This window comes from Mesorhizobium sp. B2-4-14 (assembly GCF_006442155.1).
In the GTDB taxonomy this organism is placed as follows: Bacteria; Pseudomonadota; Alphaproteobacteria; order Rhizobiales; family Rhizobiaceae; genus Mesorhizobium.
This window is the reverse complement of record NZ_VFVA01000004.1, coordinates 81,531-103,805: the sequence shown is the minus strand read 5'-3', so window position 1 is coordinate 103,805 and position 22,275 is coordinate 81,531. Positions and strand designations below refer to the sequence as shown.

The 22,275-nt window shown below is 63.5% G+C and carries 21 protein-coding genes and 1 tRNA gene; 15 read left to right on the top strand and 7 right to left on the bottom strand.

The features are described from left to right. The first annotated feature begins 239 nt into the window (after positions 1–239). From secA to FJ938_RS05240, 3 genes are all read left to right on the top strand, one after another. Positions 240–2,972, top strand: a complete 2,733-nt coding sequence (gene secA / locus FJ938_RS05250; protein ID WP_140691788.1) for a preprotein translocase subunit SecA — start codon at positions 240–242, stop codon at positions 2,970–2,972. A gap of 333 nt (positions 2,973–3,305) precedes the next feature. After that, positions 3,306–4,706 carry a lipopolysaccharide biosynthesis protein gene (locus FJ938_RS05245; RefSeq protein ID WP_140691786.1) on the top strand — a complete coding sequence of 467 codons (1,401 nt, stop codon included), beginning with the start codon at positions 3,306–3,308 and terminating at the stop codon, positions 4,704–4,706. Beyond that, positions 4,706–5,986, top strand: a complete 1,281-nt coding sequence (locus tag FJ938_RS05240) for a GNAT family N-acetyltransferase (protein WP_140610543.1) — start codon at positions 4,706–4,708, stop codon at positions 5,984–5,986. Before FJ938_RS05245 ends, FJ938_RS05240 begins: the two co-directional genes overlap by 1 nt. A gap of 35 nt (positions 5,987–6,021) precedes the next feature. Here the strand turns inward: FJ938_RS05240 and FJ938_RS05235 are convergent. Beyond that, positions 6,022–6,106, bottom strand: a tRNA-Leu gene (locus tag FJ938_RS05235). Between the two features lie 180 nt (positions 6,107–6,286). Between FJ938_RS05235 and FJ938_RS05230 the strand changes: the two genes are divergently transcribed. Together FJ938_RS05230 and FJ938_RS05225 are read left to right on the top strand one after the other, a co-directional pair. Further along, positions 6,287–6,880, top strand: a complete 594-nt coding sequence (locus FJ938_RS05230; protein ID WP_140691784.1) for a YqaA family protein — start codon at positions 6,287–6,289, stop codon at positions 6,878–6,880. Positions 6,881–6,961: 81 nt separating this feature from the next. Continuing rightward, the gene (locus tag FJ938_RS05225; RefSeq protein ID WP_140692070.1) at positions 6,962–7,480 is read left to right on the top strand and encodes a disulfide bond formation protein B; all 519 of its coding nucleotides are present in this window, start codon (positions 6,962–6,964) and stop codon (positions 7,478–7,480) included. Between the two features lie 163 nt (positions 7,481–7,643). On the opposite strand, the gene FJ938_RS05220 is transcribed toward FJ938_RS05225, so the two are convergent. Together FJ938_RS05220 and FJ938_RS05215 are read right to left on the bottom strand one after the other, a co-directional pair. Then, positions 7,644–8,201, bottom strand: coding sequence for an HNH endonuclease (locus tag FJ938_RS05220; protein ID WP_140691782.1), 558 nt, complete (start codon positions 8,199–8,201; stop codon positions 7,644–7,646). A 188-nt stretch (positions 8,202–8,389) separates the two neighbouring features. Continuing rightward, on the bottom strand, positions 8,390–9,031 hold the full coding sequence (locus FJ938_RS05215; RefSeq protein WP_140691780.1) for a DNA-3-methyladenine glycosylase: 642 nt from the start codon (positions 9,029–9,031) through the stop codon (positions 8,390–8,392). Positions 9,032–9,106: 75 nt separating this feature from the next. Between FJ938_RS05215 and gluQRS the strand changes: the two genes are divergently transcribed. Together gluQRS and FJ938_RS05205 are read left to right on the top strand one after the other, a co-directional pair. Continuing rightward, on the top strand, positions 9,107–9,982 hold the full coding sequence (gluQRS, locus tag FJ938_RS05210) for a tRNA glutamyl-Q(34) synthetase GluQRS (protein WP_140691778.1): 876 nt from the start codon (positions 9,107–9,109) through the stop codon (positions 9,980–9,982). A 151-nt stretch (positions 9,983–10,133) separates the two neighbouring features. After that, positions 10,134–11,030: an EamA family transporter gene (locus FJ938_RS05205; protein WP_140691775.1), complete on the top strand. Its 897-nt coding sequence runs from the start codon at positions 10,134–10,136 to the stop codon at positions 11,028–11,030. Positions 11,031–11,074: 44 nt separating this feature from the next. On the opposite strand, the gene FJ938_RS05200 is transcribed toward FJ938_RS05205, so the two are convergent. Beyond that, positions 11,075–11,926: a YihY/virulence factor BrkB family protein gene (locus tag FJ938_RS05200; protein ID WP_140691773.1), complete on the bottom strand. Its 852-nt coding sequence runs from the start codon at positions 11,924–11,926 to the stop codon at positions 11,075–11,077. Between the two features lie 58 nt (positions 11,927–11,984). On the opposite strand from FJ938_RS05200, the gene FJ938_RS05195 reads away from it, so the two are divergent. The 7 genes from FJ938_RS05195 to FJ938_RS05165 all read left to right on the top strand — a co-directional run bounded on the left by FJ938_RS05195 (position 11,985) and on the right by FJ938_RS05165 (position 17,474). Then, a complete protein-coding gene (locus tag FJ938_RS05195; RefSeq protein ID WP_140691771.1) occupies positions 11,985–12,851 on the top strand; it encodes an SDR family oxidoreductase in 867 nt (288 codons plus the stop codon). A gap of 26 nt (positions 12,852–12,877) precedes the next feature. Further along, complete coding sequence (locus tag FJ938_RS05190) at positions 12,878–13,069, top strand: twin transmembrane helix small protein (protein ID WP_140610534.1); 192 nt, start codon at positions 12,878–12,880, stop codon at positions 13,067–13,069. A gap of 19 nt (positions 13,070–13,088) precedes the next feature. Continuing rightward, positions 13,089–13,670 (top strand): cob(I)yrinic acid a,c-diamide adenosyltransferase, encoded by a 582-nt coding sequence (locus FJ938_RS05185; RefSeq protein ID WP_140691769.1) that lies wholly within the window; start codon positions 13,089–13,091, stop codon positions 13,668–13,670. Positions 13,671–13,702: 32 nt separating this feature from the next. Continuing rightward, the gene (locus FJ938_RS05180) at positions 13,703–14,503 is read left to right on the top strand and encodes a rhomboid family intramembrane serine protease (protein WP_140691767.1); all 801 of its coding nucleotides are present in this window, start codon (positions 13,703–13,705) and stop codon (positions 14,501–14,503) included. A gap of 181 nt (positions 14,504–14,684) precedes the next feature. Beyond that, positions 14,685–15,434: an electron transfer flavoprotein subunit beta/FixA family protein gene (locus tag FJ938_RS05175; RefSeq protein ID WP_140691765.1), complete on the top strand. Its 750-nt coding sequence runs from the start codon at positions 14,685–14,687 to the stop codon at positions 15,432–15,434. Between the two features lie 24 nt (positions 15,435–15,458). Then, positions 15,459–16,388: an electron transfer flavoprotein subunit alpha/FixB family protein gene (locus FJ938_RS05170; RefSeq protein WP_140691763.1), complete on the top strand. Its 930-nt coding sequence runs from the start codon at positions 15,459–15,461 to the stop codon at positions 16,386–16,388. Positions 16,389–16,595: 207 nt separating this feature from the next. Further along, positions 16,596–17,474 carry a 3-hydroxybutyryl-CoA dehydrogenase gene (locus FJ938_RS05165; protein ID WP_140610529.1) on the top strand — a complete coding sequence of 293 codons (879 nt, stop codon included), beginning with the start codon at positions 16,596–16,598 and terminating at the stop codon, positions 17,472–17,474. 68 nt (positions 17,475–17,542) lie between these two features. Here the strand turns inward: FJ938_RS05165 and FJ938_RS05160 are convergent, their stop codons facing one another. From FJ938_RS05160 to FJ938_RS05150, 3 genes are all read right to left on the bottom strand, one after another. Continuing rightward, complete coding sequence (locus tag FJ938_RS05160) at positions 17,543–19,549, bottom strand: PAS domain S-box protein (RefSeq protein ID WP_226890415.1); 2,007 nt, start codon at positions 19,547–19,549, stop codon at positions 17,543–17,545. 139 nt (positions 19,550–19,688) lie between these two features. After that, positions 19,689–20,327, bottom strand: coding sequence for an NrsF family protein (locus FJ938_RS05155; protein WP_140691758.1), 639 nt, complete (start codon positions 20,325–20,327; stop codon positions 19,689–19,691). 1 nt (position 20,328) lies between these two features. Then, the gene (locus FJ938_RS05150; protein ID WP_140610526.1) at positions 20,329–20,880 is read right to left on the bottom strand and encodes a sigma-70 family RNA polymerase sigma factor; all 552 of its coding nucleotides are present in this window, start codon (positions 20,878–20,880) and stop codon (positions 20,329–20,331) included. Between the two features lie 328 nt (positions 20,881–21,208). Here FJ938_RS05150 and FJ938_RS05145 point away from each other — a divergent pair, with 328 nt between their 5' ends. After that, the gene (locus tag FJ938_RS05145; protein ID WP_140691756.1) at positions 21,209–22,216 is read left to right on the top strand and encodes an iron ABC transporter substrate-binding protein; all 1,008 of its coding nucleotides are present in this window, start codon (positions 21,209–21,211) and stop codon (positions 22,214–22,216) included. The last annotated feature ends 59 nt before the right edge of the window (positions 22,217–22,275 follow it).

Below are 22,275 nucleotides of genomic sequence, written 5' to 3'. Positions count from 1 at the left end.
TGTAAGGAGGATGGGTTCCAGATCAGCCAGATTGTGGCGGAATTTGGCGCGACCGCCAGGGCCAGCGCGGCGTTGACATCAGTTGAGCCCCCTCTTATCTGTCCAACGACTTGGCGTCCAGAACCGTTTTCCGGGCGCTTTTTGTGTTTGCCCGTATTCAGGCGGCGCGTTCACGCGGATTTGATGGGGCCGGCCGGCGCCCATCTCAAGATTGAGAATTCTATCGAAAGGGCCATTGAATGGTCAGTCTCGGCGGTCTCGCCCGTAAGGTTTTCGGTTCCTCCAACGACCGTCGGGTCAAATCGACCCGGCCCCGTGTCGAGGCGATCAACGCCATGGAAAACGAGATGCGGGCGCTCTCCGACGCCGAGCTTGCCGGCCGCACGGAGAAATTCCGCCAGGACATCGCCAACGGCGCCAGCCTTGACGACCTTTTGGTACCGGCCTTCGCCACCGTCCGCGAGGCGGCGCGCCGTGTGCTGGGCATGCGTCCCTTCGACGTCCAGCTGATCGGCGGCATGGTGCTGCACAATGGCGGCATCGCCGAAATGCGGACCGGCGAAGGCAAGACCCTGGTCGCGACGTTGCCGGTCTATCTCAACGCGCTTGCCGGCAATGGCGTCCATGTCGTCACCGTCAACGACTATCTCGCCACGCGCGACTCCGAATGGATGGGCCGCGTCTACAAATTCCTCGGCCTCTCGGTCGGCGTCATCGTCCACGGCCTGTCCGACGAGGAGCGTCGCGTCGCCTACGCATCCGACGTCACCTACGCCACCAACAACGAGCTCGGCTTCGACTACCTGCGCGACAACATGAAATACGAGCGCGCCCAGATGGTGCAGCGCGGCCACAATTACGCGATCGTCGACGAAGTCGATTCCATCCTGGTCGACGAAGCGCGCACGCCGCTGATCATTTCCGGTCCGCTCGAGGATCGTTCGGAAATGTACAACACCATCGACACCTTCATCATCCAGCTGCAGCCGCAGGATTATGAGATCGACGAGAAGCAGAAGACCTCGATCTTCACCGAGGAAGGCACCGAGAAGCTGGAGAACCTGCTGCGCGATGCCGGCCTGCTGAAGGGCGAGTCGCTCTACGATGTCGAGAACGTCGCCATCGTCCACCATGTCAACAATGCGCTGAAGGCGCACCGGCTGTTCCAGCGCGACAAGGACTATATCGTGCGCAACGGCGAGATCGTCATCATCGACGAGTTCACCGGCCGCATGATGCCCGGTCGCCGCTATTCCGAAGGCCTGCACCAGGCGCTCGAAGCCAAGGAGCACGTGGCGATCCAGCCGGAGAACCAGACGCTCGCTTCCGTCACCTTCCAGAACTACTTCCGCCTTTACAAGAAGCTTTCCGGCATGACAGGCACGGCGCTGACCGAGGCCGAGGAATTCGGCAACATCTACGGCCTCGAGGTCACCGAAATCCCGACCAACCTGCCGGTCATCCGCAAGGACGAGGACGACGAGGTCTACCGGACGGTCGAGGAGAAATACAAGGCGATCGTCAAGGAGATCCGCGAAGCCAGCGCCAAGGGCCAGCCGACGCTGGTCGGCACGACATCGATTGAGAAGTCGGAGCAGCTCGCCGAGCGCCTGCGCAAGGAAGGTTTTAAGGATTTCGAGGTGCTGAACGCCCGCCACCACGAGCGTGAAGCGGCGATCGTCGCCCAGGCCGGCAAGCCCGGCGCCATCACCATCGCCACCAACATGGCCGGCCGCGGCACCGACATCAAGCTTGGCGGCAATGCCGAGATGCGCATCGCCGAGGAACTGGGCGACATGCCTGAGGGCCCCGAGCGCGAAGCACGCGAAAGGGAAATCAACGCCGACGTCGAGCGCCTGAAGGAAAAGGCGCTGGCCGCCGGCGGCCTCTACGTTCTCGCCACCGAGCGCCATGAATCGCGCCGTATCGACAACCAATTGCGCGGCCGCTCCGGCCGCCAGGGCGACCCTGGCCGCTCGAAATTCTTCCTGTCGCTGCAGGATGACCTGATGCGCATCTTCGGCTCCGAGCGCATGGACGGCATGCTGCAGAAGCTCGGCCTCAAGGAAGACGAGGCGATCATCCATCCCTGGATCAACAAGGCGCTGGAAAAGGCGCAGAAGAAGGTCGAGGCGCGCAACTTCGACATCCGCAAGAACCTCTTGAAATATGACGACGTCTCGAACGACCAGCGCAAGGTGGTGTTCGAACAGCGCATCGAGCTGATGGACGGCGAAGGCCTGTCGGAAACCATTACCGAGATGCGCGAAGGCGTCATCGAGGAGATCGTCGCCAAGGCCATCCCCGAAAATGCCTATGCCGAGCAGTGGGATGTCGCTGGCCTGAAGGCAGAGGTCGCCGAATTCCTCAATCTCGACTTGCCGGTCGAGGAGTGGGCCAAGGAAGAAGGCATCGCCGAGGACGACATCCGCGAGCGCATTTCCGCTGCCGCCGACGCCGCCTCCAAGGAGCGCGCCGAGCGGTTCGGGCCTGAGGTGATGACCTATGTCGAACGTTCGGTCGTGTTGCAGACGCTCGACCATTTGTGGCGCGAGCACATCGTCAACCTCGACCACCTGCGCTCGGTCGTCGGCTTCCGCGGCTACGCCCAGCGCGATCCGCTGCAGGAATACAAGAGCGAGGCATTCGAGCTGTTCCAGGCGATGCTCGGCAATCTGCGCCAGGCCGTCACCGCGCAGCTGATGCGCGTCGAACTGGTTCGCCAGGCCGCCGAAGCCCCGCCTCCGGAAGCGCCCGACATGTTCGGCACGCATATCGACGGCAGCACCGGCGAGAATGATTTCGACGGCGGTGAGACTGCCCTTCTGGTGCGCCAGGAGACCAGCGCCATCGTCGCCCCGGAAGACCGCGACCCGAAGAACCCCGCCACCTGGGGCAAGGTCGGCCGCAACGAGGCCTGCCCCTGCGGTTCCGGCAAGAAATACAAGCACTGCCACGGCGCCTTCGCATAACGGCGCAGCGCTTTCCTTCTCCCCGTCCCTATACGGGGAGAAGGTGCCCGAAGAGCGGATGAGGGGCGGCGCGAAGTCCCGCGATTATCGCATGTCCCCAACCGGGAGATGACATGCCGGACTGCGCAAGCCGGTTCGTCTATAGCTAATCTAATTCTCCTCACCCGGCCCATCAGTGCAATCTCCGTAGACTAGCGCCGCCCCTCATCCGCCTGCCGGCACCTTCTCCCCGTGGAGTGACGGGGAGAAGGAAGGCTCTCCGCCCACGTTTTCTTAAGGTGTCTCCGCTACACCAAGGTCCGAAAAACAGGCGGAAAACGGAGAGTAATCGGGGTGCGCTTTTCCGCGACCACGACTGCCGGGCGGTTCTTGCCGCAGCGTTTGGCGCTGCGCGTGGGGCCGCTGCTCGACCGCATCGACGCCGTGCTGTTCACCGCCGACGAGCGCGGCGAGGCGGGCCGCATGTCGGTCATCGCCTTCTCGATCCGTATCGTCAGCGCCGTCATCGCTTTCGTCAGCCAGGTGCTGATGGCCCGCTGGATGGGCTCGTTCGAGTACGGCATCTTCGTGCTTGTCTGGGTGACGATGGTCATCGTCGGCAATCTCGCCTGCCTCGGCTTCCACACCTCGGTCATCCGCTTCATCCCCGAGTACCGCGAGCGCGGCCGGATGGACGAACTGCGCGGCATCGTCGTGGCCAGTCGCCTCTTCGTGCTGATTGCCTCGACGATGATCGCCGGGCTCGGCGCGCTCGGCGTCTGGCTGGCCGCGCCCTGGATCGAGAACTACTACGTGATACCGTTCATCCTTGGCGTCATCTGCCTGCCGATGATCGCGCTCTCGGATCTGCTGCAAGGCCAGGCAAGGGCGAACAGCTGGGCGCTGTTTGCCCTGTCGCCGACCTACCTGGTGCGGCCGGTGCTGATCCTGCTGTTCATGGCGCTGATGCTCTTCGCCGGCTACGCCCCTGATGCCAGAACCGCGATCTTCGCCTCGATCGCCGCCACCTACGTCACCACGCTCGCTCAGTTGATCGGCGTCACCCAGCGCATGGAAAGGCAGATCCCGGCCGGGCCGATGAAGGTGCATTTCGCGCAATGGTTCATCGTCTCGCTGCCGATCTTCCTGGTCGAAGGGTTCTTCTTCCTGCTCACCAACGCCGACGTGCTGATGGTCGGCGCCTATATGGATCCCAACGACGTTGCCGTCTATTTCGCCACCGTGAAGACGCTGGCGCTGGTGCATTTCGTCTATTTCGCCGTCAAGGCGGGTGTTGCCCAGCGCTATGCGCAGTTCACCCATGGCGAGCCGGAAAAGCTCGCCGCTTTCGCCCGCGAGACGGTGTCGTGGACCTTCTGGCCTTCGCTGCTGATGGCGCTCTTGGTGCTGGCGCTCGGCGAACCCATGCTGGTGCTGTTCGGCCCCGAATTCACGACAGGCTATCCGCTGCTGTTCCTACTTGTCTTCGGCGTCGTGGCGCGGGCGGCCGTCGGCCCTTGTGAAAGCCTGCTCACCATGAGCGGCAACCAGAATATCTGCGCCGCCGTCTATGCCATGACGCTGGCCTTGAACATCGGCCTCAACGTGGTGCTGATCCCGCTTTTCGGCCTGTGGGGCGCGGCCATGGCCACCGCCTTTGCCATGATCTTCGAGGCCAGCGCGCTGTCCTTCACGGTCTGGCGCAAGCTCGGCATCGTCATGGCGATCTTCGTGCCAGCCGAAGGAGCCACCTGATGGCCGCCATCCCGTTGCTCGAGGAAACCAGCGGCGGCCCCGCCGGCGCCATGGTGTCGGGCCTTGCCGGGCTGGCGCGCGACCCCGACCCAGCCCATATCGAGATCCTTGCCAACAACCGGCCCGAGCGCAAGCTTGCCATCTATCCGGCGTCGGCCGGCTTCGACCTGGTGGAGGAACTGGATTACCTCTGTACCCGTACGATCGAGCCGAACGTCTTCTTCAACCCGCGTTTCCTGGCGCCGGCCATGCCCCGGCTGGAGGACCGCGAGGTGCGCCTGGCGGTGATCCGCGACGGCGACGAATACCGCAACCGGCTGCGCCTTCTGGTGCCGTTCTCGGTGGAACGGCCGGTGGTGCCGCTCGGCGTGCCGGCCATGCGCACCTGGTCGAGCCTGTTCGGCCCGCTCGGCACGCCGCTGATCGACCGCGACGATCCGGTCGGCGTCCTCGAGGATTTCTTCTCGATGCTGTCGCGCCCGCATCTCAAGCTGCCGAAAGTCTTCGTCCTGCCCGACATCAGGCTGGACGGTCCGGTGGCGAGCCTGCTTGGCACGGTGGCCGAGACGCGCGGCCTGACGCTGATCACTACCGGTGAGACCCCACGCCCCGTGCTGGAGAGCGAAGCCGACGGCGACGCCTATCTGAAGACCTCACTGCGCGCGCACCATTATCGCGAGCTCCGCCGCCTGAAGCGACGCCTTGCCGACCTCGGCAGGCTGGAGCACATCGTGGCGCGCGGTCCCGAAGAGATCCGCCACGCAATCGAAAGCTTCCTGACGCTGGAGGCGGCCGGCTGGAAGGGCCGCGAGCGCACCGCCATGGCGATCGACCGCTACCGCGCCGCGTTCGCCCGCGAGGCCGTGCACAGGCTCGCCGAACAGGACATGTGCCGCATTCATTCGCTGACGCTCGACGGCCGCACCATCGCCTGCCTGATCGTCTTCGTCGAGGCCGGCGTCGCCTATACCTGGAAGACGGCCTATGACGAGACGCTTGCCACCTATTCGCCCGGCACGCTGCTGATGATCGAGGTGACCAGGCAGCATCTCGACGACCCCAACATCATGATGACCGATTCCTGCGCCGTGCCCGACCATCCGGTGATGAGCAGGCTGTGGAGCGAGCGCAAGCCGATCGGCACACTGGTGATCGGGCTGACGCCGGACGCCGACCGCCTCGCCCGCCAGGCCGCCTCGCAGCTGCACCTCTACCGCGAGACTCGCAACATGGCGCGTCTGCTGCGCAACCGGATGAAGAGCCTGCTGAGGCGGCGCTGAGCCAATCGAATTCGCCGAAGGCGTGCGAGGGAATTTGGTGCCCCTAGCCGGGATCGAACCAGCACTCCTTGCGGAACTCGATTTTGAGTCGAGCGCGTCTACCAATTCCGCCATAGGGGCTCAGGCCGGGCGGCCTGGATGGGCGCGGACTATACGGTTGGAGGGCTGTTCGTCAACTGTCCAATTTGCAGACCAGCTCACAGCCGCGACCAGACGGCACCTTTCCAATTTGTAAGACCGCGGCCATTGTGCGGCGCGAAAAACCTTTCTAGACAGACGAGCCGTTCCATAGGAGAGCCGATGCTTCGCGGACTGTACGACTGGACGCTGTCACTGGCGGCGCGCAAATCCGCCGAATGGTGGCTGGCCTTCATCGCTTTCGTCGAGAGCTCGGTGTTCCTGGTGCCGGCGGACGTGCTCTATCTGCCGATGGCCCTGTCGCGGCCGGATCGCGCCTATCGCTATGCCTTCGTCGCCACCGTCGCCTCGGTGCTGGGCGGCATTGCCGGTTGGTTCATCGGCCACTACGCCTATGACGCCTTGGCGCGCCCCATCCTTGAATTTTATGGCAAATACGACGAATTCGAGCAGTTGCGGGCGTCGTCGGGCGTAAGCATTGAGTTCATCGCCCTGATGCTGGTCACCTCGGGTGCCGCCCATCTGCCGCCGATCAAGGTGGTGACGATCCTGTCCGGCGCTCTTGGCGTCAACCTGGCCCTGTTCATCGTGCTGGCCATCGTGGCCCGCGGCGGCCGCTTCCTGCTGCTGGCCTGGCTTTTGCGCCGCTATGGCGAACCGATCCGCGAATTCATCGAAAAGCGTCTCGGCCTCATCGCCAGCGCCGCCGCGGTCGCCCTGATTTTGCTTTATATCGTGATCAAGTACGCCCTCTGAACCCTCTCTCTAACGGCGCAATGCTTTTGGAAGAGCGGCGAGCCGACCTGGCCGGCGGCGAACACAATGGACGAAAGACCCATGACAGCGACGATGAATGCCGATACCGGACGCCAGCGCATGCGGACCGCCCTGTTTCTCGCCGTCGCCATGGCCGCCACGGTCGGTTCGGCGCTCTGCTTCCAGTATATTGGCGGCTACATCCCTTGCCACCTCTGCCTGGAACAGCGCACCCCCTACTATATCGGCGCGCCTTTGATGGTGCTGGCAGTGATTGCATCGCTGCTGCGTGCGCCCGCATGGCTGACGCGCGGCCTGCTGGGCATTGCCGGCCTGCTGATGCTCTACGGCTTCTATCTCGGCGTCTACCACTCCGGCGTCGAATGGGCCTGGTGGCAAGGTCCGGCCGATTGCACGGCGGGCGCCGGTCCGGTCGACACTGGCGGCAAGGGCGTGCTCGACGCGCTCGACAAATTCGTGCCGCCTTCCTGCGACAAGGCCGCGCTGCGCATCCTCGGCCTGTCGCTCGCCGGCTGGAACGCCATTGCCAGCCTTATCCTCGCCGCCGTCGCCTTCCGCGGCGCGCTTGCCCGCGATTGAGCACTTAATTGAGCTGCTCGACGCAGAGTTCGAGCAAAAATTCGGCAGGCTGAGTCGGATGGCTCGGCTTTCGAGAACCGGAGCGGAGCGTACTTGAGTACGTGAGCACCGGAAGCGCAGAGAGCCGCGCCAGACGGCCGGCATAGCGGGTTTGTGTCGAACTCTATGGTTCGAGTTCGACATCCCAGTAGAGATAATCCATCCAGCTTTCGTGCAGATGGTTCGGCGGGAACAGGCGGCCGTTATTGTGCAGATCGTGCACCGTCGGCTGATAGGGCTTCTGCAGCGGCCACATCTTGGCTTGCGACGGCATCATGCCGCCCTTCCTCAAATTGCAAGGCGAGCAGGCGGCGACGACATTCTCCCATGTCGTGGCACCGCCACGATGGCGCGGGATGACGTGGTCGAAGGTCAGATCCTCGGGCGTGCCGCAATACTGGCACTGAAAGCGGTCGCGCAGGAACACGTTGAAACGGGTGAAGGCCGGATGCCTGGAGGGCTTCACATAGGCCTTCAGGCTGACCACGCTCGGCAGCTTCATCGAGAAGGTCGGCGAGGAAACCGCATGCTCGTATTCGGCGACGATATTCACCCGATCGAGGAACACCGCCTTGATGGCGTCTTGCCAGGACCAGAGCGACAAGGGGTAATAGCTGAGCGGACGGTAATCCGCATTCAGCACCAGCGCTGGAAGCCCATCCGGAGATACGGCAACCGTCACCTTGTTGACCTCCTAGGTTCGCACATGACCCCGAAAATCGAATTCGACTTTCGGAAAGGGTCACGTGCAGCTTCAAAAGACCCACCGTTCGGCGCGGATACTGTAAGCCCGACATGACAGGGATGTGAAGCGGATTGTCGTTTGCCCGAAGTGCCAAAAATGCGTGATTTTCATGCCTTTTTGCGGATTCAGGCAGGCGGCGTGGCGTCGCGTCCCTTGGTTTCGCGATAATAGGACCAGAAAAGCCGCGATGCGACACCTCGCCACGGGATCCATGATTCGGCCAACGCGATCAGCGTTTTCTCCGGCGGACGCGGGTCGATGCCGAGCGCATGGCCGACAGCAGCCTGCAGGGCGACGTCGCGCGCCGGGAAGATGTCGGGGTGCCCCGCGGCAAACAAAAGGTACACTTCGGCTGTCCAGGGTCCGATGCCAGCCACAGCGGTCATCGTGGTGATCGCCTCGGTTGCGTCGAGCGAACACAGGTGATGGAGGTCGAGACCATCGGCCACCGCCTGGGCGACCGCGATCAGGCCGCGCTGCTTGGGCCGCGACAGGCCGGCCTCGCGAAACATGTCCTCGTCGGCGGCCAGGATCGCCTGCGGCGTCAGCGGATCGACAAGCCTTGTCAGCCGGCCGAAAATCGCATCGGCGCTTGCGCGGGAGACCTGCTGCGAGACGATGATCGAGGCCAGGCTCCTGAACCCCGGCTCGGAAAGCCTGAGCGGTACCTCGCCGGCCATGCCGCGCACCTTTTCCAGGCGCGGGTCGATGATGCAGAGCGCATCCAGCCCGCGCGCAATGTCGTCCAGTGTCGTGATGCGTTGCATGGTATCCTTGTCCGCGAATGTGCCGCAAAGTAGCAATTGCCAAAACCGCCGCACAACCCGATTGCCGCCTGAGACATGACGCTCCTGACATTCCGCTTCGCGCCCAGCCCCAATGGCGACCTGCATCTTGGCCACGCCTATTCGGCGCTGCTCAACCAGAGGCTGGCAAATGCCTCCGGCGGACGCCTGCTGCTGCGCATCGAGGACATCGATACGACGCGCTGCACGCCGCGATTCGAGGCTGGCGTGCTCGCCGATCTGAAGTGGCTGGGCCTTGGCTGGGAGGAGCCGGTGCGCCGCCAGTCCGAACATTTCGCCGAGTACGAGGCGGTGCTCGACCGGCTGATCCGCGAGGAGCTTGTCTATCCCGCCTTCATGAGCCGTGGCGAGATCCGCGCCTTTATCATCGGCTGCGAAAAGCGCGGGCGCGACTGGCCGCGCGATCCCGACGGCGTGCCGCTCTACCCTCCGACCGACAAGGCGCTGCCGATGACAGAGCGCAAGCGGCGCATCGCCGATAACCAACCTTTCGCCTGGCGGCTGGATATCGGCGGCGCCTTGGCGCGTGTCGGCAAGGACCTCGCATGGGCGGAATTCAGCGACGAGACGCTATCGGCGACGCGCTCGGTCGAGGCCCGCCCGCAAGAGTGGGGCGACGTGATCGTGGCGCGCCGCGACATCCCGACCAGCTACCACCTTGCCGTCGTCATGGACGACGCCCTGCAAGGCGTCAGCCATATCGTGCGCGGACAGGACCTGTTCTCCGCGACAGGAGTGCAGCGCCTGCTCCAGGAATTGCTTGGCTTGCCGCAGCCGGCCTATTTCCATCATCGGCTTATCCTCGGGCCGGACGGGCGGAAGCTGTCGAAGAGTCGCGGCGATACCGGCCTTGCCGCGTTGCGCGATGCCGGAGCATCGCCGGACGATATCAGGCGGATGGTTGGTCTCTGAGCCTGCGAAGTACTGGAAAGCCGCATATCGCTCGCACCAGCCGTTGAATTCCGGTGATGCATGGATCAATCGTTTCGTTTTGCGCGCCGGCCTGAACCGGACTAGAGCATCGCCACGGTTCAAGTCTCATCAGCGTGGCGATCCCCGGAACATGCACAGCATCAAGCGGTTCATCCCCGCCACCTTCGTCGTCTTGTGGGCGACCGGCTTCATCGGCGCCCGCTACGCCATGCCTTGGGCGGAACCCTTCACCTTTCTCGCCGTGCGCTTCGTCCTGGCGGCGGTCCTTTTTGCTGTCCTGACGGTCATTCTGGGTTCGAAAAGAGCCACCCGCGAAGAGGCGCTGCATGCGGCCGGCGCCGGCATCCTCATGCATGGCGTCTATCTCGGCGCCGTGTTCTGGGCCATCCACAGGGGTATGCCTGCGGGGCTTTCGGCGCTGATTGTCGGACTGCAGCCGCTGATCACGGCGGTGCTCGCCGGCAAATTCCTGGGCGAGGCCATCCTGCCGCGCCATTGGGCCGGCCTCGCCGTCGGTCTGATCGGCGTCGTCATCGTGCTGTGGCCGAAACTGGGCGCCCTCGGCGGCGGGGTCACGGCCGCGACACTGACCGCCTCGCTCATCTCCGTGCTCGGCATGGCCGCCGGCACCATCTGGCAGAAGCGTTTTGCTTCCGGCGGCAACCTCGTGGCGGCGACGATGTGGCAATATGTCGGCGGCGCGGCGCTGATGATCCTGGCCGCGCTTGCCTTCGAAACGCACACCGTCGTCATCAATGGCGAGTTGATCTTCGCCATGGCCTGGCTGGTGCTGGTGCTGTCGGTCGGCGCCATCTTCCTGTTGATGGTGATGATCCGCGACGGCGAGATGTCGAAAGTGGCCTCGCTGTTCTATCTGGTGCCCGCGGTGACCGCCGTCATCGCGTGGGCCCTGTTCAACGAGCAGCTCAACGCGCTGCAGATTGCCGGCATGGCGATCACCACCTTCGGCGTTGCCCTGGCAACGGCTCGGCAGACCAAGACACAGGTTGAGCCGACCAAGGCATGATCCCGAAAGGTGGGAACCGGTTTTCGGAACAGATCATGCTTGGTTCAGCCGACCCTTGCCCGTGCCTCGAGATAGCGGCTGATGGCGGCATTGAGCTCGCCGCCAAGAATGAAGATCGCCGAGACGATGTAGAGGAAAACCACTGCGATCATGATCGAGGCCAGGCCGGCATAGGTCGTCACATAGGATGAGAAATGATCGAGATAGGTGGCGAACATCGTCGAGCCGATAAGCCACGCGGCCAGCGTGAAGATGATGCCCGGCACCAGCGACACGAAGCGGCGCTTGCCGGCCGGCAGCCAGTAATGCACGGCAAACAGCCCACCGATGATGACGGTCGAGGCAATGACGTAGCGCCATAGCGTGATCGTCCCCGTATAAGGCTTTATCCATTCGAAATGGGCTTCCGCCAGCCGCGCCAGCAAGGGCGCGAACACCAGCAGCACGCTGATCGCAAGAAAACCGGCGGTGGCGATCAGCACGAAGAAGATGCTCTGCACCCGGCGATGGATGATGCCGCGCGTTTCCGTGACGCGGTAGGCCCGGTTGAGCGACGTGCGCAGCGCCTCGATGCCGTTGGACGCAAAGTAGGCGGCAAGCAGCACGCCATAGGTCAACAAATCGCTGCGCCTGACGGTCAGCACGTTCAGCACCTCACGCGCGATCGGCTTGGCGATCTGATCCGGCCAGGTGTCGAAGACCAGATGCACGGCCGTGTCGGCGAAGGCCTGTGCGCCGAGGAAACTGGCCAGCGTCGTGGCGAAGATCAGGAACGGAAACAGCGCCATCAGCGAGGTGATCGCCAGATGGCTGGCCATCGCCCAGCCATCATCGGTGGTGAAATGGCCGATCGCGTCGTAGAGCACGCGGCGCAGGGCGACAATATTCCGCAGCAAGAACGCGCGCTCCCTTCGATTGTCTCGACGCCGCGAATATGGGAAGTGAATGCGGCAAATGGCAACCCTTCTTCAAACCACGAATTCTGCAGCGGCGCAGTTGCGCACCGTCATCGTCACCGGTGCGTCTTCAGGCATAGGCGCCTATTGCGCCCGGGCATTGAAGGCCGAGGGCTGGCGGGTATTTGCCACGGCGCGCAGACCTGAAGACATTGCCGCACTCGAGGCTGACGGCATCGAGGCCTTCTATCTCGACTACAGCGAGCCGGACTCGATCGCCGCCCTGGTGCCAGCGGTGCTCGGCCGCACCGGCGGCCGGCTCGACGCGCTGTTCAACAACGGCGCCTATGCTCAGGCCGGCGCGGTCGAGGACTTGACCGTCGCGGCGCTCAAGGCGCAGTTCGAGGCCAATTTCTTCGGCTGGCACGACTTGACCCGCCGCATCGTGCCGGTGATGCGCCGCCAGGGCCACGGCCGCCTCATTCATTGCTCATCGATTCTCGGCCTGGTGCCGGTGCGCTTTCGTGGCGCCTATTCGGCATCGAAACATGCGCTTGAGGCACTGATGCTTTGCCAGCGTCAGGAACTGACAGGCAGCGGTGTCCATGTCTCGCTGATCGAGCCGGGGCCGGTGAAATCGAAGATCGCCAGCAATGGCCTGCCCTGGTTCCTGAGGAATATCGACTACGAGAATTCCGTGCATCGGCTGGACTATGAGGCGCAGCTGAAGCGGCTGCGCGCCGGCGGCAGCCAATCGGCGCTGAAGCCCGGGCCGGAGATGGTTCACAAGGCTCTGCGTCATGCACTTCTGTCACGGAGCCCGCGCCCGCACTATGTGGTAACGGTGCCGGCCAGGATCGGCGCTGCGCTCAAACGCATCCTGCCGGCATCGATACTCTACCGCCTGATGGCCAAACGCGCCTGAACAACAAGAGAACTGGAAACGCAACAATGGCATCCGTCTTCAACATCCTCGCCATTCTGGTCATGGCCGCCGTGGTGATCGTTCTGATCCGGGGGCTTATCAACATGATGCGCGGCGGTTCCGGCGTCACTTCGAACAAGTTGATGCAGGCACGCGTCATGCTGCAGGCCGTGGCGCTGGCGCTGATTCTGCTGGCCGTCTATTTCACCCGCAAGTGACGGCCTTTCGGGAGGCGACGTGGTCAAGCTCAACAAGATCTACACCCGCACCGGCGACGACGGCACCACGGGGCTCGGCACCGGTGAAAGGCGGCTGAAATCCGATCTGCGGGTGGACGCCTACGGCACGGTCGACGAAGCCAATGCCTGCATCGGCATGGCGCGCGTCCACACCGCCCAGACCCATCCGGCGATCGACGCCATGCTCTCGCGCATCCAGAACGATCTCTTCGACCTCGGCGCGGATCTCGCGGTGCCCGACGATGGCAAGCCGCTCGGCTATGAGGCGTTGCGGATCACCCCCGCGCAGACCGATCGCGTCGAGAAGGACATCGACTTTCTCAACAAGGATCTCCAGCCACTCAAATCCTTCGTGCTGAACGGCGGCACGCCTGCGGCCGCCGCCCTGCATCTCGCCCGCACCGTGGCACGGCGGGCCGAGCGGCTGATGGTCGCGCTCGCCCAGGATCCGGGGGAACATGTCAACCGCGACGGGCTGAAATACGTCAACCGCGTCTCGGATTTCCTGTTTGTCGCCGCCAGGGCGGTCAATGACAATGGAAATGCCGACGTGCTATGGATTCCCGGCAAGAACCGCTAAATATCCGAAAGGCGGGAGGGGACCGGGGACCGATGTTCATCCCGCTTTACGACACCAACAGGCTCCGCCACATCCGCCTGCAATATGTCACGATCGGCCTGATCGTGGCCAATGCGCTGGTCTATTGCGCCACCGCGCTCGGCGGCGAGAACTTCACCAATGCCGCCGTGCTCGGCCTCGGCTTCATTCCCGCCGTGGTTCACGACACGGCTGAGCTCGATCCCCGCTTTGTGGTCATTCCGGAAAGCCTGAGCTATCTCACCTATTCCTTCCTGCATGCCGACATCTTCCACCTCGGTGGTAACATGCTGTTTTTGTGGGTGTTCGGCGACAATGTCGAGGATGCGCTCGGCCACATCCGCTACCTCATCTTCTATCTCCTGTGCGCAGTTGCCGGAGCAGCCTTCCAAAGCCTCGTCGCCTGGGACTCGCAGGTGCCGCTGATTGGTGCCTCGGGCGCCATCGCCGGCGTTGTCGTCGCCTACCTGATCCTCTATCCCAGGGTGAAGGTCTGGGTGCTTGCCTTTGCCCGCATCCCCCTGCGCATTCCGGCCTTTATCCCGCTCATCCTGTGGGTGCTGTTTCAGATCGTCATGTTCGCCGCCGGCGGCGAGGACCAGATTTCCTGGGCCTGCCACATCGGCGGCATCATCGCCGGGGCGATTCTGGTGCTGGTCTTGCGCAGCCGCGGCGTGCCGCTGTTTCACGCCGCCGACGATGATACTGTGGCTCCCCTACCCGACCAGCCGTCGGTTCCCGCTGAGCCAGTGGCGGCCGAACCGCCGGCCACCACGGCGCGCTGGGGCCGAGGAAACCTTTCTGGCCCAAACTGAACCGATTTGAGGCCCTTTCAGCGTATTGACGTCAGGGGTTGCCCCAACTACGGAAACGTCTCCGTCAGAGCCCAAGGCGGTCGGAGACCAGAATTTCCATCCGGAATGTCGGCTTTCGACAACTCAGAAAGGGCGCAGGCTGCTATAGCGCGCCCAACTAGCGTGAAGAGGTGACAGGCAAATGAAGATCCTTGTGCCCGTGAAGCGGGTTGTCGATGCGAATGTGAAGGTTCGCGTCAAGGCTGATGGTTCGGCGGTGGAACTCGCCAACGTCAAGATGGCGATGAACCCGTTCGACGAGATCGCGGTGGAAGAAGCGATCCGCCTGAAGGAAGCCGGCAAGGCCGAAGAAATCATCGTCGTTTCGATCGGCCCGCAGCAGGCGCAGGAAACGCTCCGGACCGCGCTTGCCATGGGCGCCGACCGCGCCATCCTGGTCAAAACCGACGAGCAGACAGAGCCGCTCGGCGTCGCCAAGGTGCTGAAGGGCGTGGTCGAGGCCGAGAAGCCCGGCCTCGTCATCCTCGGCAAGCAGGCGATTGACGACGACTCCAACCAGACCGGCCAGATGCTGGCGGCTCTGCTCGGTTGGGCGCAGGGCACCTTCGCCTCCAAAGTGGTGCTTGAAGGTGACAAGGCCAAGGTGACCCGCGAGGTCGATGGCGGCCTGCAGACCGTGGAGCTGAAGATGCCGGCGATCGTCACCGCCGACCTTCGCCTCAATCAGCCGCGCTATGCCTCGCTGCCCAACATCATGAAGGCCAAGAAGAAGCCGCTCGACGAGAAGAGCCCGGCCGACTACGGCGCCGACGTCAAGCCGCGCCTCAAGGTCATCAAGACCGAGGAGCCGGGCGGCCGTAAGGCGGGCGTCAAGGTCAAGAGCGTCGCCGAACTGGTCGACAAGCTGAAGAACGAAGCCGGCGTGTTGTAAGCGATCGGGAAAGGAACAGATAAAATGGCAATTCTCCTCATCGCCGAACACGACAACGCCACCCTTTCGGACCAGACCGCCAAGGCGCTCTCGGCTGCATTGCAGATCGGCTCGGACGTGCATGTGCTGGTGGCCGGCAAGGGCGCCAATGGCGCGGCGGATGCAGCCGCCAAGCTCAAGGGGGTCAGCAAGGTGCTGCTCGCCGAGGCCGACGAACTCGCCGAGCGCCTCGCCGAACCGACGGCCGCTCTCATTGTGTCGCTCGCGGGCGGCTACGACACCATCATCGCGCCTGCGACTTCCACCGGCAAGAATGTCGCCCCGCGTGTCGCGGCGCTGCTCGATGTCGCGCAGGTGTCCGAGATCATTGAGGTCGTTTCGCCTGATACCTTCAAGCGGCCGATCTATGCCGGCAACGCCATCCAGACCGTGCAGTCGACCGACGCCAAGAAGGTCATCACCGTGCGGACCGCGTCCTTCCAGGCGGCTCCCGAGGGTGGCTCGGCCGCGATCGAGACCGTCAAGGCCGCGGCCAATCCCGGCCTGTCCACCTTCGTCGAGAACAAGCTGTCGGAGACCGACCGTCCGGAACTGACCTCGGCCAAGATCATCATCTCGGGCGGCCGTGCGCTCGGCTCCTCGGAGAAGTTCCAGGAGGTCATCCTGCCGGTCGCCGACAAGCTCGGCGCTGCCGTCGGCGCATCCCGCGCGGCCGTCGATGCCGGCTACGCCCCGAACGACTGGCAGGTCGGCCAGACCGGCAAGGTCGTGGCTCCCGATCTCTACATCGCTGTCGGCATTTCCGGCGCCATCCAGCACCTCGCCGGCATGAAGGACTCCAAGGTCATCGTCGCCATCAACAAGGACGAGGAGGCACCGATCTTCCAGGTTGCCGATTATGGCCTCGTCGGCGATCTCTTCGTTGTCCTGCCGGAGTTGCAGAAGGCGCTTTGACGCTCTCTGCCAAAGCGTATTAAATTGTCAGGGGCGGGGTAGACTAAGTCGCCCCGCCCTTTTAGTTTGCACTGCACAAAAAGCGGGCCAGAAGGGCTTAGTGCAATTCCAGCAAACCCGCAGCGGTTTTGCGTCCGGAATTGCGGAAAAACAAAAGATGGAGCATTTTCGCGATTCAAGCGGAAAGCTCCGGACGGGATCGGGGTCATGAGCAAGATCGAGACGATCGGCATCATTGGCGCGGGCCAGATGGGCGGCGGCATCGCCCACGTCTCCGCGCTTTCGGGCTACAAGGTGCTGATCTACGATATATCGCCTGACCGTATCGAGAAGGGCATCGCCACCATCAGCGGCAACATGGCTCGTCAGGTGGGGTCTGGCAAACTCGACGAAAAGCTGCGCAACCAGGCGATGGCGCGCATTGCGTCGGCACCGGCCATGGCCGATCTTGCCGGCGCCGATCTGGTGATCGAGGCGGCGACCGAGGACGAGACCGTCAAGCGCAAGATCTACGCGCAGCTCTGTCCACAGCTCAATCCCGAGGCCATCCTGGCGACCAACACCTCGTCGATCTCAATCACGCGGCTTGCCGCGCAGACCGACCGGCCGGAGCGTTTCATCGGCATACATTTCATGAACCCGGTGCCGGTGATGAAACTGGTCGAGCTGGTGCGCGGTATCGCCACCGAGGACCAGACCTTCGAGGCCGCCAAGACCTATGTGAAGCAGCTCGACAAGACGATCACCGTCTCGGAGGATTTCCCGGCCTTCATCGTCAACCGCATCCTGCTGCCGATGATCAACGAGGCGATCTACACGCTCTATGAAGGCGTCGGCACGGTCGATGCCATCGACACCGCCATGCGGCTCGGCGCCAACCATCCGATGGGGCCGCTGCAGCTCGCCGATTTCATCGGCCTCGACACCTGCCTGTCGATCATGCAGGTGCTCCATGACGGCCTGTCGGATTCGAAATACCGGCCTTGCCCGCTGCTGGTCAAATATGTCGAGGCCGGCTGGCTCGGCCGCAAGACCGGGCGCGGCTTCTACGACTATCGCGGCGAGCACCCCGTTCCGACGCGCTAGTCAAAGTCGAGAAATGGAAGGGTTCGGCGTTTCGGTGAAACGATGAACCGCTTCGACGCGTCCGCGGCCTACGATGCCACGGCGAGCGGCTTGGGCGGTTCCGACCTGTCGTTCATGAGGTTGCCATCCGGCGCCACGGAAAGGCATCCGCGGCCGGCCGCCTTGGCCGCATAGCAAGCGGCGTCGGCCCTCGCGATGATCTCATCGACCTCGCCGCAATTGGCGCGGATCGCCGCCAGCCCGATACTGGCGCCGATCGCATGCGGCCGACCATCCCAGGTGAAGTTCAGGCCGGCTATCGCATCGATTATGGAGCGCGCCGCGATCCTGGCGCCCGCGATCGAGCCCGATTTCAGGATGACGGCGAATTCGTCGCCGCCCAGGCGTGCGACGATGTCTTCAGGGCCAAGCACGCCGCGCATGGCCTCGGCGACCCGCTTCAGCAGTGCGTCTCCAGCGGCGTGGCCGCCAGTGTCGTTGACCAGCTTGAAATGGTCGAGGTCGATGAACATGAACTGGTGGATGCCCCCAGCCATCGTGCCGTCCTCCTTGCGCGCCTGCTCGACCAGCCCCTCCATGGTGCGGATGAAGCTCGATCGATTGGCAAGGCCGGTCAGCGCGTCATGCGCGGCGGCATGGGCAAGCTGCCGCTGCAACGCACGCGCATCGGTGAAGTCCTGGAAGACAATGACCAGGCCGCAGAATTCATTGCGCTCGTTCATGATCGGCGACACGACCTGACGGATGCTGCAGCGTGTGTCGTCGCGGCGGATCAGCACGGCCCGGCTGTTCTGGTCGGAGGGCGCCTCCGCGCCGATCGCGGGCCGCGTCGCACCAATCCTGTGGCCCGTCTCCTCGTCAACCGCCCGATAGACATGGCCGAGCGTCTTGCCGAGAGCGGCCTCGCCGGAAATACCGGTCAGCTTCTCGGCAACCGGGTTCATGAAGGTCACACGGTTCGCCGCATCGGTGCAGATGACGGCATCGCCGATCGACTGCAGCGTCACCCTGAGCCGCTCCTTCTCGTCGGCCAGCATTGCCGCCGACACCGTCAGGCGCTCTTCGGCCTCCTTGCGCCGGGTGATATCGGTCAGGCTGCCAATCGCCCGGATCGGCCGCCCGTCCTCGTCGCGCTCGATGGCTTTGCCGCGGTCGAGGATCCAGATCCAGTGACCGTCCTTGTGGCGCATCCTGAACTCGGCTTCGAAGAACGGCGTCTGGCCATCAAGATGCGCGCGGTCCGCTTCGGCGACGGCCTGGCGGTCGTCGGGATGGATCATCGTCAGCCAGCGGTCCGGATCGCCGTCGAGTTCGCCTTCCTCGAAACCGAGCATCTTGACCCAGGTCGAGGAATAGGTCGTGCCGCCCTTGCGCTTATCGAAGTCCCAGACACCCTGACCCGCGCCGGCGAGCGCGAAATTCCAGCGCGTTTCGGCTTCGGCAATGCGCGCCTCGGCCTGCTTGCGCGCGTCGATGTCCTCGATCTGCGAGACGAGATAGAGCGGATGTCCGCTTCTCTCATCGCGGATGACGGAGCCGGCAAGACGCGCCCAGACGGGTGTGCCGTCCTTGCGCAGATAACGCTTTTCGAAGTGGAAGGCGTCAACGTTGCCCGCCCTCATGGAGTCCATCGTTTCCCGCCCGATATGCAGATCGTCGGGATGCGTGATCTGGAAAAAGGTCAGCGCCTCGATCTCCTGGCGGCTGTAGCCAAGCATGGCGGCAAAGGCTGGATTGGTCTGAAGGATACGCCCGTCAAGCGCCACGATGGCGATGCCGATCGCCGAGTCCTCCATGGCCCGGCGGAAGCGCTGTTCGCTCTCCGCGATCTGGCGCCGGTCGTCGGAGATGCGAACGATAAACAGGTAAGCGAAGAACAGTGCGCATACTGTCAACGCGACCGATATTTGAAGGCAAACTCTCAGTGCTTCCGCGCCAAGGTTCAGCCTCGACACCACGAACGGCGCCCCCACCACGGCAAGAGCGGCCACAAGCAACGCCAGCGCTGCACGCTTGTGGAGCCTCAGCCCGATCAATCCCCGCAATATCACGACCCGTGCCACCCCCGTGGGCAATCGCTTTTTCCCGTCAAAACCCTGAAGGATCGATTTTAAGGAATGGTTGCGCCGGGGTATTGGCAAGATCGGGAACCGGCAAACAATTGCCGGCATGATTAAGGATCAGTGTGCACGGCTTGCGGTTGCTTGGAGTATGCTACCAGCGCACGAAAAAACGCCCGCCAAGCGCACCAAGCAAAGCGAGAGCCGAGATCGCGATCGTGTACCAGGTGGCGACAAAGAGCGGCGAGTCGTCGAAACAGTGTGCGGCATAGAAGGTCGCCGCCAGCCCGCCGGCAAGCAGCCCCGCCACCGCGCCGGCAAGCACCGGCCGTGTCGGCGCGCCATAGCGCAGCATTCCCAGGAAGATGGCCAGCGGGCCAATGCCGATCAGCGGGATGAAGCTCATGCAGATCATCATGTTGGAGCCGATCATCCTGGTACTCCAATCGGCCTCGGGCACTGCGAACAGTTCCAGAACCACCGCCACCGCGACCAGCAGCGGCGCGGCGATCATCCCCGCCATTGCCCGGCCCGTCGCCGCACCCGGCGTCGACAGGGCGCGGATCGAGGCGAAAGCGCTGATGGCAAGCACGGTGGTGAAAACAAACTTGGACAGGAAGCGCATAGTATGCGCGGCCGCCATGAAATCGGGGCGCGGACCGATCGTCGACAGGAAAACGATCGCGGCGATCACGACGGCCGCGCCGGCGGCCAGCCACCAGGCCGAGCGCAATGGCATCGCCTTGCTGCGGGCATCGGCATCGAGCGCCTTGATGAGATCGTCCGTCCTCATGTCATTCCCGCCCGGATCGCCCCTGACCGAATCGCTTGGCTATCGCGGCGAGCCCACGATGCAGCGACACGCGCACCGCCGTCTCGCTGATGCCGAACTTCGCCGCCGTCTCGCCGATCGAGCGGCCATCCACCGAGATGGAAGACACCACGGACCGTTGGGCTGGCGGCAGCCCGTCCAGCGCCCGATTGATATCGCGCTCGCTGACGGTCTCGGTCTCCGGTTCGGCGAATGTCTCGGCGATTTCGTCGACATCGATCTCGATGCGCCGTCCGCGGCGCCGGAATGCATCGATCAGCTTGAAGCGGGCGATCGCGTAGACCCAGGGCAGCACCGGCGCGTCCTGGCGCCAGGTGTGCCGTTTAACATGAATGGCCAGCAAGGTTTCCTGCACGACATCCTCGGGATCGACCCCGCCCTGCACGATCTTGCGCCTGACAAAGCCGCGCACCAGCGCGGCAATTCGGTGGAGAAAGTCGGCATAGGCCTTTTCATCTCCCGCGATGGCGGCTCGCAACAGCCGGGAAAGCTCGGCCTCGTCCTTGCCGCTCACAAGAGTTCACTCCCCGGTTTTCGCGCCTCGGCGTTGATTTGTTACGTGGCCGGCGAAATAATGTCCAAGCCAAACTACGGGCAAGACACGAAAGTGTGCGGGATGGCCCACCGGAATGCCATGCCGATTTGTCAAACTCCCCGATCGCCACGGCCCGTTGAAGCGTGTAGTCCAGAGGCCCGCCATCGCCCCCCTGTATCGGGTGATACCCGTTACTGACGTCTTGACATGCGAAACCGATCAGCCGGACGCCTTTCAATCTTGACTAGTGCATTCATGATTTGATACTCGGGCGCATCCGCAATGCGGGAAACCCGAGGAGCACCTTATGAAATCTCCCCTTCTAGCCCTTGCCGGCGCCACGGCACTTGCAATCGGCCTGATCGGCGGTCCGGCGATGGCCGAAGATGCCGGCATCGTCGTGTACAACGCCCAGCATGAAAGCCTCGCCAAGGAATGGGCCGAAGGGTTCACCAGGGAAACCGGCATCAACGTCACCTTGCGCAATGGCGGCGACAGCGACTTCTCCAACCAGATCGTCGCCGAGGGTGCTGCTTCGCCCGCCGACGTCTTCCTGACGGAGAATTCGCCGGCCATGGCGCTGGTCGAGAACGCAGGCCTGTTCGCCCCGGTCGATGCCGACACGCTGGCCCAGGTTCCGCAGGACTTCCATCCGGCAAGCGGCAAGTGGGTTGGCGTTGCGGCGCGCAGCACCGTTTTTGCCTACAACAAGACCAAGCTGACCGCCGACCAGCTGCCGAAGTCGATGCTTGATCTCGCCGATCCTAGCTGGAAGGGCCGTTGGGCCGCCTCGCCGTCGGGCGCCGATTTCCAGGCGATCGTCAGCGCGCTTCTGCAGCTCAAGGGTGAGGCCGCTACGGCCGATTGGCTGAAGGCGATGAAGACGAACTTCACGGCCTACAAGGGCAACAGCACGGTAATGAAGGCGGTCAACGCCGGCGAGATCGAAGGCGGCGTGATCTATCACTACTACTACTTTGGCGATCAGGCCAAGACCGGTGAAAACAGCAAGAATGTCCAGCTGCACTATTTCAAGAACCAGGATCCGGGCGCGTTCGTCTCGATTTCCGGTGGTGGCGTGCTCGCCTCGAGCAAGCATCCGAAGGAAGCACAGGCCTTCCTGAAGTGGGTCACCGGCAAGGGCGGCCAGGACGTTCTCAAGAACGGTGACTCCTTCGAATACGCGGTCGGCAAAGGTGCCGAATCCAATCCGAAGCTGGTGCCGCTGGCCGATCTGCAGGCGCCCAAGGTCGATCCGACAACCTTGAACTCGAAGAAGGTCACCGACCTGATGACGGCAGCCGGCTTGCTTTAGTTATCGTTCGTCCTAAAAGGACAACCGACCATGCTCCCGCCGGAATTCATTTTCGGCGG